This window comes from Leptotrichia hongkongensis, from assembly GCF_041538065.1.
Classification (GTDB): domain Bacteria; phylum Fusobacteriota; class Fusobacteriia; order Fusobacteriales; family Leptotrichiaceae; genus Leptotrichia; species Leptotrichia hongkongensis.
In genome coordinates, this window is the sequence record NZ_JBGORW010000015.1 from 12,108 (window position 1) to 27,706 (window position 15,599).

The window sequence follows — 15,599 nt, forward strand, 5'->3', positions numbered from 1 at the left end:
AAAGGAAAATCAATGAAAAAAATATTAGGATTAGTAGCTGTAATGGTGTTAGCAATGAGTCAAGTATCATTTTCAGCTCCAACAAATACTGATGCCGCGGTACAAAGATTAGTTAAAGTAGCTAAACAAAGACAGGCACAACAAGCTAAAGAAGCAGCAAAAGGTGTTGTAGAAGAAGAAGAAGAAGTTATAGTAGTTCCAGTTGAAGAAACTGTAGAAACACCTGGTATGAGCGAAGAAGCACGTCAAAAAGTAGAAAATGCTAGATTACAAGCAAAAGAAAGAGCAGAAAAAGCAAGAGAAGCGGCTAGACAAAGAAAAACAAAAACAAGAGATTTAAGAACTCAAAGAAGAAATATGTCTGAAAGTAAAATGATGGACGCAGAAATTCAAAGAATTAGAAAAAGAGTAGATCAAATTAACGGTAACATTGAAAAATTTCATAAAACAAACGAAATGCTAGATCAAATGGAACAAAGATTAGACGCTATTCAAGATAAAATGAAATAAGAATAAATTAAAAAATTTAAAAAATAAATTTGGATGAATTAGAAAGGAAATAAAAAATATGAAAAAAGTAGCATTATTATTAGTAGGATTAGGAGCTTTGTCTTGTACAAACGCAAAATTAGTAGATTATAATACAACTAGATTAAATCATATTGAAGATTACTTAGATGAAAACAGACCAAATCCAGGTAGCCAAAAATATAAATCATTAGAAAGAGAGGCTGAAAAATGGGTAGACGAACAACAACAACAATAATTGCATTAGGGTTGTTAGTTGCTTCACCATTGATGGCAAGAAGGCTGACAACTACTCAAATGAGAGAAAATACAATTAGAATTAACGCTCTTGAGTTAGAAGAGCCAGCTCCAGTTCCAGAACCAGCTCCAGAACCACCAAAAAATGAAACAATTGTGTTTGATTCTGGAAGATTGAACTTCGACTTTGATAAATCCGTAGTTAAACCACAATACTATGAATTGTTAAGAAATCTTAAAGATTATCTTGAACAACAAGATATGAGAGTTACAATTATAGGACATACAGATTCTAAAGGATCAGATGCTTATAATATGGCTTTAGGTATGAGAAGGGCAGTAGCTGTTAGAGATAAATTGTTAGAATTTGGATTAAATCCTGCAAGAATCTTAGGTGTAGAATCAAGAGGAGAATCTGAACCAATCGCTCCAAATGATACTGCTGAAGGAAGATTTGAAAACAGAAGAATCGAATTCAAAACTACAAAATAGTAATAACCAGTATTAATAAAAATATTTTTATAAATTGTCTAGTTATTTCAATATTGGAATAATTAGGCAATTTTTTTGAAAAGTTTTAGAATTATAGTGAAATAAATTTAATTTTAGTGTATAATATAGGAAATATTTTTTATATAAAGGAGTCTGATAGAAAATGTACTAAACTTATGTGAATTTCTATTATTTAATAGAATGAAAAATATATAAATTATAAAATTAATTTTAGTATAATTTTAAAATATATTTGAATCTTAGATATCTAAATAAAAAAGTAAATGTAATTACAGAAAGAGGTGAAAAAATTATGTGGTTTACAAAATCACAAAATGAAGTTTTAAAGGAATTAAATGTAAATCCTAAGGTTGGGTTGACAAAAGATGAAGTAAATGCAAGGCTTGAAAAATATGGACAGAATAAATTAAAAGGAAAGGCCAAAAAGACATTGATGCAATTATTTATTGCACAGCTTCAGGATATGCTGATTTATGTATTAATTGCAGCGGCTGTGATAAATCTGATAGTGGATATTAAACACGGCTGGACAGATGCTTTGATTATAATGGCAGTGGTACTTATAAATGCAATAGTTGGAGTGGTACAGGAATCTAAGGCTGAAAAGGCGCTTGAAGCACTTCAGCAAATGACAACTCCTAAGAGCTTGGTTCGAAGAAATGGAGAAGTTATAGAGGTTAACTCAGAAGATTTAGTTCCAGGAGATATTTTGATAATAGATGCTGGTAGATTTATTCCAGCAGATGTAAGGCTTATAGAGAGTGCCAATTTACAAATTGAAGAGTCGGCACTTACGGGAGAATCAGTACCAAGTGAAAAAAATGCTGATTTTATTACCAAAGATGAAAAAATTCCTGTTGGAGATAAGGAAAATATGGCATTTATGTCAACTATGGCTACTTATGGACGTGGAGAAGGTGTAGTAGTTGCAACAGGAATGGAAACAGAAATTGGTAAAATTGCAAAAATACTTGATGAAGATGAAAATACATTAACTCCTCTTCAGATAAAGCTAGATGAACTTGGTAAAACTCTTGGTTATATTGCAATGGGAATTTGTGCTGTAATATTTATTGTTGGAATTATTCAAAAACGTCCTATCCTAGAAATGTTTATGACGTCAATAAGTTTGGCAGTTGCGGCTATCCCTGAAGGGCTTGTTGCAATTGTTGCAATCGTGCTTGCGATGGGTGTAAATAAAATGTCAAAGAAAAATGCGATTGTAAGAAAATTGCCTGCAGTGGAAACATTGGGAGCAGTAAATATAATTTGTTCAGATAAAACGGGAACATTGACTCAAAATAAAATGACAGTTGTAAAAACTTACACATTTGATAATTTGAGGGATATACCTTCAGAAGGTAGAGATTTTGTGGCAAATAAGGATGAAACTGAATTAATTCGTTCGTTTGTCCTTTGTTCAGATGCTTCTATTGACAGTGGACAGGATATTGGAGATCCAACAGAAGTGGCACTGGTTGTACTGGGAGATAGATTTAATCTTGAGAAAAATACTTTAAATGCAGAGTACAAAAGAGTAAGTGAAAATCCATTTGATTCAGATAGAAAATTAATGTCAACATTAAACGAAGAAGGAGATGGCAAGTATAGAGTTCATACAAAAGGTGCTATTGACAATATTCTAGTAAGAGCAGATAAAATTCTAGTGGATGGAAAAATTGTTGCATTGACTGAGGAAATGAAAGAAAAAATATTAAAAGTTGCAACAGAAATGTCGGATGATGCACTTCGTGTGCTGGGAGTAGCTTTTAAAGATGTGGATACTGTAATTGCTCCAGAAGAAATGGAAAAAGAGCTGGTTGTAGTTGGAATTGTTGGAATGATTGATCCGCCAAGAACGGAAGTTAAAGATTCGATAACAGAAGCAAAAAATGCTGGAATTACTCCGATTATGATTACAGGAGATCATAAAAATACTGCGGTTGCCATTGCAAAAGAATTAGGAATTGCTACAGATATAAGTCAAAGTTTGACTGGTGCTGAAATTGATGAGCTTTCAGATAAGGAATTTTCTGAAAATATTAGCAAATATAGAGTTTTTGCAAGAGTATCGCCTGAACATAAGGTAAAAATCGTAAGAGCGTTTAAGGAAAAAGGTAATATTGTTTCAATGACAGGAGATGGAGTAAATGATGCTCCGTCACTTAAATTTGCTGATATTGGTGTCGCTATGGGAATTACAGGAACTGATGTTTCAAAAGGCGCAAGTGATATGATTTTGACTGATGACAACTTTACTACGATTGTTCATGCGATTGAAGAAGGAAGAAACATTTATAATAATATCAAAAAAACTATCATATTCTTGCTTTCATGTAATTTGGGAGAAATAATTTGTATTTTCTTATCAACATTGTTGAATTGGGACTTGCCATTAGTTGCAACACAGTTATTATGGGTAAATCTAGTTACTGATACATTACCTGCATTAGCACTTGGAATTGATCCAGGGGATAAAGATGTAATGAAACGTTCTCCAAGAAATCCTAAGGAAAGTTTCTTTTCGGAAGGTGCAGGAATGCGTGCAGTAATTGGTGGAACATTAATCGGATTTTTAACATTGGCAGCATTTTATATTGGAATTAATGAAACTGGAATGATTGGAAATCTTGGACAGTTGGAAACAATGGCAAAAGCTGGAAATGAAGCTGCAAAACACGCATTGACACAAGGTAGAACAATGGCATTTATCGTGCTTACAGTATCACAGCTATTTTATTCATTAACAATGAGAAATAGCCAAAAAACAATATTTGAAATTGGAATTTTCAAGAATAAATATTTAATTTATTCAATTATAATTGGAATTGCATTACAAATAGGATTGACTTCATTTGCACCAATTGCACAAGTATTTAAAGTAACAAAAATTTCATTTGAAAATTGGGATATTGTCTTGCTGTTTGCACTAATACCATTCGCAGTTAACGAAGTAATAAAGCTAATTTCAAGAAAGAAAAGTAAGTAAAAAATTATAAAAAGTTAAGTTTTAATTTCGAGAAACCTTGACAAATGCTGAAAATGTGGTAAGATATAGTAAATGATTTAGTTTATAAATTTAAATTTGGAGGAGATACAATGTCAAAAAAAGAATTTGTAGATGCTTATGCAAAAGCAACAGGAGAAACTAAAAAAAGAGCAGAAGAATTAGTTAACGCTTTTTTAGGAACAACAGAAGAATTTTTAGTAAAAGGTGAAACTATCCAATTTGTAGGTTGGGGAACTTTTGAAGTTAAAAAAAGAGCTGCTAGAGAAGGAAGAAATCCATCAACTGGTAAACCAATCAAAATAAAAGCTAAAAAAGTTGTAAAATTCAAAGTTGGAAAAAAATTAGCTGATAAAGTTGCTGGCGCTAAATAATAACGAATTTTATTTTTTATAAATTAAAGCTATCTTGAAGATTATTTATTTTTTCAAGATAGTTTTTTATTTTATTTTTAATTATTTAGATAAATATTTATCATGATTTTAAGTTTTAACGATAAAAAAATGTTTTTCATAATTTTTTTTAGTTTTTCTTTGTTTTAAAGCAAAGGGGAACAGTCGCCATCCCCTTTGCAATCCCGGCTTGTCTAAGAATTTTTTGAAAATAAAAATTAAACTCGCTTTGCTCAAACAGAAATTTTTATTTCCAAAAAATCACGACATTTTTAGTTTAATTAAAACAATTGATTTAACTAAAACAAAAAATAAAATCAAGAAAAAATATTTATTAATTAAATAAAATAAAAATTAAAGAAGATTTTATTTAATTTAAAAATCAAAAAATAAATCAAAAAAATTGTTATAAAGGAAATAATAATATTGCTTTAAAGAGAAAAAAATGTTATTATTTCATAGTAGGAAAAAATATTATCTAAAATTAGATAAGAGGATAATATTTTGTTAACTCAAAACTTTAAGAATATATTTGAAAATTATTTTGAATGTTTTGGGTAAATTTGTAGGATAGTAGGAAAGAGAGGAAAAATTAATGAAAAAATTATTGATTTTGATGAGTACTTTGACACTTATGATTTTGAGTTGTGGTAATTCTGGAAGTGGAAGTAAAAGTAGTGATGGAGCTAGTACGGGCTCTAAGAAGTATAGAATTGGAATTACACAGATTGCGTCACATCCAGCACTTGACAGTGCAAGAGAAGGATTTAAGGATGCTTTTAAAGAGGCAGGGATTGAGGCTGATTTTGATGAGAAAAATGCCAATGGAGAAACAGCTAATGCAAATTTGATTGCTAATAACTTTGTTAGTTCAAAAGAAGATTTGATTTTTGCGATTGCGACAAATGCGGCTCAGCCAGCTTCACAGGCAACGAATGAAATACCAGTTGTATTTTCAGCAATTACAGATCCACAGGCTGCTGGGATTTTAAAGGATAATGTGACTGGCGTAAGTGATAGAATGGATGTAAAACAGCAATTAGAACTACTTAAAAAATTAAGTCCTAATATAAAAACAGTTGGAGTAATTTATAATTCATCAGAGCAAAATTCAAAAATTCAAGTAGAAGATTTGAAAAAAGCAGCAAAAGAATTAGGAATCAATGTGATTGAAAAAAGTATTGTTCAGGCAAATGAAATACCACAAGCAGCAGATAGCCTAGTAAGAGAAGCAGATGCGATTTATTTGCCAACAGACAATCTTGTAGCATCAGTAGTAAGCTTGATTACAGAAAAAGCAACTACTGCTAAAAAAATAGTATTTGGTGCTGAAGCAGCTCATGTAAAAGGTGGCGCTTTGATTACACAAGGTGTTAGTTATTACGAAATAGGGAAAGAAGCTGGTAAAATGGCAATTGATATTTTGAAAAATGGCAAAAAGCCAAATGAAATTAAATTTAAGACTATGCCTCTTAATGAAATTGTAGTAAATGCAAAAACACTTGCAGCACTTGGAATTTCATTACCTGAAGATGTAAAATCCAAAGCTAAGATGGTTCAATAAAATTTATAAAAAATAAATATGTTTAAGAAAGAAAGGAAAAAGAATGAAAAAAATATTGTTAATAATGATAAGTATGTTAATGCTGGCATGTGGAAACAGCAACGATACAGTGAGTGGAAATAAAGATTCACAATCATCTGGAAATAAACAAAGCTATAAAATTGGAATAACTCAATTTATGGAACATCCGTCACTTAACTTGACAAAGAAAGGATTTGAAGATGCGTTCAAGGAAGCTGGAATAAATGCTGATTTTGATGAAAAGAATGCAAATGGGGAAGTAACAAATGCTAATCTTATTGCCACAAATTATAAAGCAGATAAAAAAGATTTAGTATTTGGTATTGCAACACCGTCTGCACAAGCATTGGTAAACAATATTTCAGACATACCAGTTCTATTTTCAGCGGTAACTGATCCTGCAAGTGCAAAACTTTTGAATCCAAATGTAACAGGAACAAGTGATAAAGTAGAAAATATTGCAGGACAGCTAGATTTACTTTTAAAAATAAAACCTGATGTAAAAAAAGTTGGGGTTTTGTATAATCCATCGGAGCAAAATTCAGTTGTGCAAGTTCAAGAAATTCAAAAAATTGCTAAGGAAAAAAATATAGAAATTGTGCTTCAAGGGATAAGTAACTTTGGTGAATTAGCACAAGCTACTAAAAATTTATTGGGAGCAACTGACGCATTGTACTTACCAACAGATAATCTTGTTGTGTCAGGGGCAAACCTTATTACTTCGGAAGCAATTTCGGCTAAAAAGCCTGTAATTGCAAGCGAAAACTCTTCTGTAGAGCTAGGAGCATTGTTCACAATGGGATTAGATTATTATGCATTAGGAAAACGTACTGGAGAAATGGCAATTGAAATTCTTAAAGGAAAACCTGTTTCTCAAATTCCTTTTGAAACTTCAAAACAAATGAAACTGTATGTAAATCAGAAGACAGCACAGGCATTGGGACTGGATATAAAAAATCCATTGTTTAATGGAGCTGAATTTGTAGGAAAATAAATAATAAATTAAATGGAGAGAACAGAAAAGAAAGAGAGAAAAAAGTTAAATGAATGAATTATTAGTATTTTTACAAAGTCTTCCAGAGGCTTTTAAAACTGGATTTATATATTCGATAATGGTTATGGGAGTGTATTTGACTTATAAAATACTGGATTTTCCAGATATGTCGGTGGATGGAACATTTCCACTTGGAGGATTTGTATTTGCAGCATTTGCAATGTCTAAAAATGGTTTTTTTGGAATAACAAGTCCGATTATGGGACTGATTCTTGCGGTTATATGTGGAATGATTGCAGGATATGTGACAGGAGCCTTGCACGTTTATTTAAAAATTAACGGATTGCTTTCAGGAATTTTAGTAATGACGGGACTTTATAGTATAAACTCCAGAATTGTTGGAATGCCTAATGTATTTATATCGCCGGAAAGAAGTATTTATGAAATAATTTCTTATGAAAAAAACTTTATACCTTTTTCAATTATATTTGTAATTTTACTTGTATTGAAAGGGTTTTATGACTATAAAATTAAAGAAAATAAATATATGGTTAGAAGTCTTGCTGTTTACATTGCTTTTGTAATTGGACTGATAATTTATGTAGCAAATACAAAAGATGTAAAACTTATGCTTACAATACTTATCGCATTTATTATAAAAATGGTTATTGATTATATCTTGACATCAAAATTTGGATTTGCATTAAGAGCATTGGGGAATAATGAGCAGCTTGTAGTAAGTCTTGGGGTAAATGAAAAAAGGCTAAAAATATTTGGATTAATGCTGGCAAATGGAGTCGTGGCATTAGCAGGTGCATTATTTGCACAAAATATTAAAGTTGCAGACTTACAGTCTGGAGTAGGAACAATTGTTATTGGACTTGCGGCAATTATTTTAGGACTTGGGGTATTGAAAAAATCACAAGTAATAAACGAAATTTCCATTGTTACAATCGGATCTTTAATGTACTATTTCATAATAAATCTAGCATTGATGTCAAACAGCTGGACAAGAAATATGTATGAAGGGCTTCATTTTAATGATAATGTTATAAAGATACTGGAAGTTAAGCCAACAGATGTAAAAGTTATAACAGCGATAATACTTACAGTAATCCTATGGAATGAATTAATTCAAAAAACTAAAAAAGGTAAGAAAAAAGTAAAATTGATTGAGAAGGGAGAGGCAAATTAATGATAGAATTAAAAAATTTATATAAAACTTTCTTCTCTGAATTGGGAACAGAAAAACAAGTATTTAAAGGCTTGAATTTTACAATAAATGATGGTGATTTTATAACAATTATTGGAAGTAATGGTGCTGGAAAGTCTACACTTTTGAATGTATTAAATGGACAAATCATACCAGATGGAGGGAATGTTGTTTTAAACGGAAATGATATAACAAATGTAGAACAGCATAAAAGAGCAAAATGGATTTCACAAGTTTACCAAAATCCAACAATGGGAACAGCTCCATCAATGACAGTGCTAGAAAATTTGTCAATGGCTAAAAATAAAGGAAAACGTTTTAACTTCACTTTTGGGTTAGATGTAAAAAATATCGAATTTTATAAAAAGCAATTGGCAACTCTTGGACTTGGACTGGAAAATCAGCTGTTTACACAGGTAGGGCTTCTATCTGGTGGACAAAGGCAATGTTTATCACTAATAATGGCAACTCTAAACCGTCCAGATATATTACTGCTGGATGAGCATACAGCGGCACTTGATCCTCAGACTTCAGAAATAATTTTGGAAAAAACAAAGGAAATTATTGAAAAAAATAATATAACAAGTCTTATGATAACGCATAATATGCAAGATGCCATAACTTATGGAAATAGACTTATTATGCTTCATGCGGGAGAAATAATTTTTGATATAAAAGGTAAAGAAAAGAAAAGGTTGACAGTGGAAAAACTGTTAGAAATGTTTAAAACAAAAGATGCAAAATTGTCTGATAAAGATATATTTTAGAATCACAAAATTAAAGCATAATCTAAAAAATTTGATAATGGAAATTCAAAGATTTAAGATTATGTTTTTTTATTATTTTTATAATAGTTTTGTTCAAAAAATAAAAAATGTTTATAATAATTCATAAAACAGTCGAAAAACACTTATGATTTAAATAATTCAATAAAAAAATATTTGTATATCCTTAAATTTATTTTTTGTAAAAAATTTGGAGATAATACTATAAATACTTATTATTAAAAAAATATTTAGTTAAATTACATTATTATAGATATAGTTATAAGTTAATATTTTATTGAAAAAATAGATTAATTTAGAAATTTTAAACATAGAACTGTTTTGAATATTTTTTTAAAAACTATATATGAAGAATATTATAGTAAAACTAGTTTAAAACAGAACTCAAAAATTATGACTATTTTACTCAAAATCTAAATTATATAATTTCTAGCAGTTCAATTTTAAATGGGTTCGAGTATATATTTAAAAATATTAAAAACAGATGTAGGAATGAATCTACTTTTATATTTAAAGTATAGAAATGAGAGAAAACAGGTTTATTTTTAATTTAAGAATTTTTGAAAAATGGAGTTTAGAAACATAAGGACAGAAATAAAAGGGAATTTAAAAAGATAAAAGATAAGAATTATGTGAATAGACTAAAATGTTAGAATTGTAAAAATACTTTAAAAATTAATATATAATTTGAAACTGTAGTTGAGATTAATTAAAATAATTGAAATTGAGAAGTTTTTTATTTATTAAATAGGAATAATATTTTTATTTTAATTGACTTGAAATTCAAATTAAAGGTTCTGATATTCTTTTAAAATTAAACAAAAACAATATTTTTTCATAAATTTATTTAAATTATAATTAATAAAAATTTATGTAAAATATTATTTTTCAAATACTATTGACATTTTTTTTTAAATTTGATATATTAATAGAGTGATAAAATTTCTAAGAGATTTTACTCATTTCCTTTGTACGAAGATATATTTTCGTGATATATCTTCATTTCTTAATATATAGAGGTTTAGTTAAAATAACATAACTTTTCTGAATCAAATTCTTAATTTTTTAGTTTTAACTAAGTATTATAAAAATCATAGTGTTAAAAAAATATAAATATTTAAAATAATCAATTAACTTATAGTATAAAATTATTAAAGTTTTGAATCACTAAAATCACTAAAAATCACACTTTAAAAAAATACTTTTTGATATATTTAAAATTTATATTTTTTTAAATAAACTTTGAAATTATAATACTAGTTTAAGCAAAAATAAAAAAATATTATTTCAGAGGAATAATTAAAGAAAAGTATCACAAAAAAAAATCTAAAAGGAGAACATGTTATGACAAATAATCTTAGAAAAATTTCGCAAGATTTACGTACATTTGCGAAAAGAACAAAAGATTTTAAATATACTGATTCTGCGTTAATAGTATTCTTAATGACAGGTATGATTTTTACTGCGATTAATATATTTGGGGCAAGTGAAGAATCAGGTATTAAAAATCAGGTTAATCAAATAAATTCTTCAATAAATCAAATACGTACAGATTTTAAAAAAGCTAGAAAAGAAAATAATAAATTAGTAAAAGATACAACATTAGAATTAATACAATTAACAGAACAAGGAGACCATGTAGTTAAATCGCCTTGGAGCAGCTGGCAATATGGTATAAATTATTTCAATAATAATTGGAATGGTACTTACAAAGGTAGAGGAGACAAAAAAGAAAAATATCCATATGAAGGAATACTTGAAAGAAGTACAGATCCTTATGAGAGATCTATATCACCTCAAAGTAAAAATTATTCATTACTTAGCACAAGCAGCAATCCTCGTTCAGCTTCATCAAACAATAGACAAGGATTGTCAGGTTACGGTATAGCAAGTTTTAGAAAAGTAAATGAACCAATTGTAGCGTTTGAAGTAAGTGCGGGAATTAACCCAAGAGTATTTACAGCTCCAACAGTTACTCCACTTTCAGCTACACAGCCTAACTTGCCACAGGCTATAAACTTTAGGCCAGCAACTCCGAATATAGACGTTCCTACTGTAGCTCCTATTGTAATACCAACGATAACTCCTCCAACTACTGGAAATGGAGATAATTCTTGGATTTATACAAAAGAAGGTTCTTTGAAAAATGAAAAAAATACTGGATATAATCCACCATCAGGGTATGTTGGGGCAATAGCTCAACAAGACATGGATGGAGGAACATTAACAGTAACTGGACAAGGTAATAGATTTGACATTGACGCCTCTGGTATAAAATTTACTGGTAGATATAATGCTGATCATAATGCTTCTAATTCGGGTGCAGCTGTATTAGATTTTAATACAAGTGGTGGGGCAGGATATCTACTTAGTGATGGAGTCTATGCAGCAATGAAACTTGTTGGGGGACATGAAATTAAAATAAACTCAAATATTAAATATAATGGGACAGGAACTTCAGCATACAATAGATGGTTGTTCCATACAGATGGACATAATGATAATGGAGATTCTACTTGGCATTTAATGTCTGGTGGTAATATAAATATGAATGGAGATGATCTGGTCATGTATACTTCACAGTATCATGGTTCAGGAAATTATAACATAGGGTTCTTAAATGAAGGTACGATAACGACATCATCAACAGGGAATAGAAATTACATTTGGCTTCCATTATCTGCAGGTAACTGGGGTGGATTTAGAGCAATGATGTTCGAGAATAAAGGTACGATTTCATTAAACGGAACAGGGGATGTTTTGTCTGTTTTTGGAAGTGAAGGTCAAGCTACAGGAGGAATTTCATTTATTAATAGTACAGGAACATTAGAATTAAATGGGGAAAGTAATAAGGGTATAGTAGTTAAAAGTGGTTTGGAGTATCCAAGTGGTGAAATACTATTAAATACTCCAATGAAAGTAAAAGGAAATAATTCTGTGGGTGTAGCTTTTTTAGGATATATAGATTTAGATGGTGGAGCTAATTTCCACAAAAGTAATGCAAATAACGTTATCATAGATTTACCAGCAAGTTCAAGAGAATCAATATTAAATGTAGATTTATCAGATAATACAAAATCTACAGCTTTATATTTTGAAAATGGTGGAACAAATGCGTTTACAATCAACGACTTTAACTTAACATCTACAAATGGTCAAAAGAATAATCTTGTATATGTAGCAAATGGTATTGTAAATCTTAATGGTACCACTAACGGACAAATGACAATTACAGGTGGAAAATCAAATATAGGAATATATACTGCTGCTTCTGGAGATCCGCTAACAAATAAAGGAAACATAACAATTTCAAATTCAGATAGTTCTATAGGAATTCTTGCTTCAGGTTCAGGAACAGTAACAAATACAGGAAAAATTTCTGCAACAGGAGCCTCAGTTAAAGCATTAGTAGCAGATAATTCAACAATTACAAGTAGTGGTAAAGTGGATGTAACTGGTACAGCTTTAAGTGATAGTGACGGTGCAGTTGGATTAGTTGCAACAAATGGAGGAAGTTTAACTCAAACTGGTGGTGGAGACATAACAGTTGATGGAAGTGCTTCAATTGGTGCATTAGGTCAAAAAGGAGGTACTGTTGATATTACTGGTGGTACTATAAAAGCTACAGGAGGTGCATTTAATACATATGCACAAGGTGGTACAGTAAAATTAAATGGTACAACAATTAATACAGAACAAAAATCATTGGCATTCTATGCAGATAATACAGGTGGAACAGGAAAAATTAATTTTACAGGTGCAACTACTGCAAATATAGCAGGCGGTACTGATGCTAATACAAGAGGTACTGCGTTCTATTATAAAGGTAGTGGATATTCTCCATTTACAGCATCTGATATAGGAACTTGGGCATCAAATACATTTGGTGGTACAATAAATAATTTAACACTTAATATGGCAAGCGGATCAAGATTGTTTATTGCTTCTGATGTATCTATGAACTTATCTGACACAGCTGGTAGTGGATTGACAAGTTCTTTAGGAGCAAACATAGTAGGAAATGACTATAAGACATTTATGCTATATCTAAGTAAATTAGCATTAAACCAATCAATTGATTTAGATAATGCAAATGACGCATACAATCAATTAGAAATTTCGAATTCATCAATTGATAACAATAACAGTAACACAATAACAGGAACTCAAGCAGGACAAACTGCAATTGCACAAGAAAACTTAACAACTAACAGAAATGCAGTTACATTAAACAATGATGGTTCAATCAACCTTAGCGGTGCAAACTCAACAGGTATGTATGCTAAATTTGGAGTTCTTAATAACAATGCAACAGGAACAATTACATTAGGAGATACATCAACAGGTCTATACGGAGTAGCAGACAGTATCCTAACAAATACAGGAACAATTACAATGGGAAGCAGTTCAACAGGTATGTACTCTGAAGGTTCAACAACTCAAGGTGTAACAAATGCAGGAACTATCACAAGTTCAGGAACAACTTCAGTAGGTGTGCTATTTAAACCAGATGCAACACTTGCGGCAGGGGCAGTTCTTGGAAATACTGGAAATATTACATTGGGAGATAACAGTGTAGGTCTATACGGAGATAGTACAGCTACAAATTATACTACATCTAACTCAGGAAATATAACAGTAGGTCAAAATGGTATTGGTATGTTTGGATATGCTTCTAAGGTATCAGGAGGAACAATTACAGTAGGAGATAAAGGTGTAGGTGTATATTCACAAGGTGGAAATGTAGACCTTACTGGAGGAACAATTGCTACAGGAGCTTCTGAAGCAGTAGGTGTGTATACAGTAGGAAATGGACAAACTGTAACAAACAGTGGAACAACATTTAACTTAGGAAATTCATCAGTTGCAATTGCAAATTCAGGTACTGGAAACACAATTAATTCAACAGTAGCAAATGTTGGATTAGGAGATAACAATATTTATGTTTATTCAAATGATGCTGCAGGAACAGTTACTAACTCTACTAACTTGTCAGCAACAGGTAGTGGAAACTATGGTATCTATTCAGCAGGAACTGTAACAAATTCTGGTAATATGGACTTTGGAAATGGTATCGGAAATGTAGGTGTCTATTCAATTGGTGGAGGCACAGCAACAAATACAGGTACAATCACAATTGGTGGTTCAAATGCAGCAACAAACGCATTTGGAATAGGTATGGCAGCAGGATACCAAAACAGTGACACTGGTAACGTTATAAATAACGGAACAATAAACGTAAATGGTGACTACAGTATCGGTATGTACGCAAGTGGAGCAGGAAGTACAGCAACAAATGGAGGAAATATAGTACTAAATGCAAATAATACAACAGGTATTTATGCTGATAACGGAGCGACTGTAACAAATACAGGTTCTATCTCAACAGCTTCAGGAAACTATTCAAATGTTGTTGGTGTGTACTTAGGAAAAGGATCAACACTTAATAATACAGGTTCTATTAATATAGATGGAGCAAACGGAGTTGGAGTATACTTAAAAGGAGGAACAATTGCTAACTACGGTAATATAACTGTAAATGGAAGCAGTAACCAAGCTGATACTGTGCAAGAATTCACTACACCTCCAACAGGTAAATCAGTAGGTGGAGCAGCAATAGACGCACCTGCAGGAGCTCAAACTGCGACAGTAACAATAAACGGAGTACAACAAACACCAGTTGTAGTAAATACATTTGCTACAAATCCAATTGATGTATCAGCATCAAGCATTGGTCTTTATGTAAATACATCAGGAAAAGACTTCACAAACTCAATTAATGGATTAGGAAACTTAACTCAAGAAGCTGATTTGATTATTGGTACAGAAGCAACAGAAATGACAAATAGCAAATCAATTTTAATAAACGATTCTAGAATCTTAGATCCATATAACAATGCAATTAGAACAAGTGGAGTTGCTAACTGGAATATTTATTCTGGAGGATTAAACTGGCTTGCAACACCAACATTGAACCCAAATGATGGAACAATGACAAGTATTTATATGGTTAAAATACCATATACAGCTTGGGCTGGAAAAGAAGAAACACCAATAAACAGTTCTGATACTTACAACTTCTTGGATGGATTGGAACAAAGATATGGTGTTGAAAATCTTGGAACAAGAGAAAGAGCATTATTCGGTAAATTAAACAGTATTGGAAAAAATGAAGCTGCATTATTCTATCAAGCAACAGATGAAATGATGGGACACCAATACGGAAATGTTCAACAAAGAATCAACTCTACTGGAAACTTACTGGATAAAGAGTTGAATCACCTTCAAAGAGACTGGAGAAATCCATCTAAACAAAGCAACAAGATTAAAGTATTTGGTATGAGA

General features: G+C 30.8%; 10 protein-coding genes. All 10 read left to right on the forward strand.

Annotated elements, in window-relative coordinates; translation table 11 throughout:
• Nucleotides 1-42: 42 nt before the first annotated feature.
• On the forward strand, nt 43-510 hold the full coding sequence (locus tag ACEG17_RS09635) for a hypothetical protein (RefSeq protein ID WP_372583545.1): 468 nt from the start codon (nt 43-45) through the stop codon (nt 508-510).
• A gap of 58 nt (nt 511-568) precedes the next feature.
• Nucleotides 569-766: a hypothetical protein gene (locus ACEG17_RS09640; RefSeq protein WP_372583546.1), complete on the forward strand. Its 198-nt coding sequence runs from the start codon at nt 569-571 to the stop codon at nt 764-766.
• Nucleotides 739-1,257: an OmpA family protein gene (locus ACEG17_RS09645; RefSeq protein WP_372583547.1), complete on the forward strand. Its 519-nt coding sequence runs from the start codon at nt 739-741 to the stop codon at nt 1,255-1,257. The genes ACEG17_RS09640 and ACEG17_RS09645 overlap by 28 nt, the downstream gene beginning before the upstream one ends.
• Nucleotides 1,258-1,570: 313 nt before the next feature.
• Nucleotides 1,571-4,267, forward strand: a complete 2,697-nt coding sequence (locus ACEG17_RS09650; protein WP_372583548.1) for a cation-translocating P-type ATPase — start codon at nt 1,571-1,573, stop codon at nt 4,265-4,267.
• Nucleotides 4,268-4,377: 110 nt separating this feature from the next.
• The gene (locus ACEG17_RS09655) at nt 4,378-4,659 is read left to right on the forward strand and encodes an HU family DNA-binding protein (protein WP_372583549.1); all 282 of its coding nucleotides are present in this window, start codon (nt 4,378-4,380) and stop codon (nt 4,657-4,659) included.
• Between the two features lie 613 nt (nt 4,660-5,272).
• Complete coding sequence (locus tag ACEG17_RS09660; protein ID WP_372583550.1) at nt 5,273-6,241, forward strand: ABC transporter substrate-binding protein; 969 nt, start codon at nt 5,273-5,275, stop codon at nt 6,239-6,241.
• 43 nt (nt 6,242-6,284) lie between these two features.
• Nucleotides 6,285-7,256, forward strand: coding sequence for an ABC transporter substrate-binding protein (locus ACEG17_RS09665; protein WP_372583551.1), 972 nt, complete (start codon nt 6,285-6,287; stop codon nt 7,254-7,256).
• A gap of 49 nt (nt 7,257-7,305) precedes the next feature.
• Nucleotides 7,306-8,451: an ABC transporter permease gene (locus ACEG17_RS09670; protein WP_372583552.1), complete on the forward strand. Its 1,146-nt coding sequence runs from the start codon at nt 7,306-7,308 to the stop codon at nt 8,449-8,451.
• Nucleotides 8,451-9,236 carry an ABC transporter ATP-binding protein gene (locus ACEG17_RS09675; RefSeq protein ID WP_372583553.1) on the forward strand — a complete coding sequence of 262 codons (786 nt, stop codon included), beginning with the start codon at nt 8,451-8,453 and terminating at the stop codon, nt 9,234-9,236. The genes ACEG17_RS09670 and ACEG17_RS09675 overlap by 1 nt, the downstream gene beginning before the upstream one ends.
• A gap of 1,362 nt (nt 9,237-10,598) precedes the next feature.
• Nucleotides 10,599-15,599 (forward strand): autotransporter-associated N-terminal domain-containing protein (locus tag ACEG17_RS09680; protein ID WP_372583554.1); only part of this gene is annotated, 5,001 nt, incomplete at its 3' end.

Excerpts from the sequence above, each read along its gene's own strand:
- ACEG17_RS09635 (WP_372583545.1), top strand. The coding sequence starts at position 43 with ATGGTGTTAGCAATGAGTCAAGTATCATTTTCAGCTCCAACAAATACT.
- ACEG17_RS09640 (WP_372583546.1), top strand. The coding sequence starts at position 569 with ATGAAAAAAGTAGCATTATTATTAGTAGGATTAGGAGCTTTGTCTTGT.
- ACEG17_RS09645 (WP_372583547.1), top strand. The coding sequence starts at position 739 with ATGGGTAGACGAACAACAACAACAATAATTGCATTAGGGTTGTTAGTT.
- ACEG17_RS09650 (WP_372583548.1), top strand. The coding sequence starts at position 1,571 with ATGTGGTTTACAAAATCACAAAATGAAGTTTTAAAGGAATTAAATGTA.
- ACEG17_RS09655 (WP_372583549.1), top strand. The coding sequence starts at position 4,378 with ATGTCAAAAAAAGAATTTGTAGATGCTTATGCAAAAGCAACAGGAGAA.
- ACEG17_RS09660 (WP_372583550.1), top strand. The coding sequence starts at position 5,273 with ATGAAAAAATTATTGATTTTGATGAGTACTTTGACACTTATGATTTTG.
- ACEG17_RS09665 (WP_372583551.1), top strand. The coding sequence starts at position 6,285 with ATGAAAAAAATATTGTTAATAATGATAAGTATGTTAATGCTGGCATGT.
- ACEG17_RS09670 (WP_372583552.1), top strand. The coding sequence starts at position 7,306 with ATGAATGAATTATTAGTATTTTTACAAAGTCTTCCAGAGGCTTTTAAA.
- ACEG17_RS09675 (WP_372583553.1), top strand. The coding sequence starts at position 8,451 with ATGATAGAATTAAAAAATTTATATAAAACTTTCTTCTCTGAATTGGGA.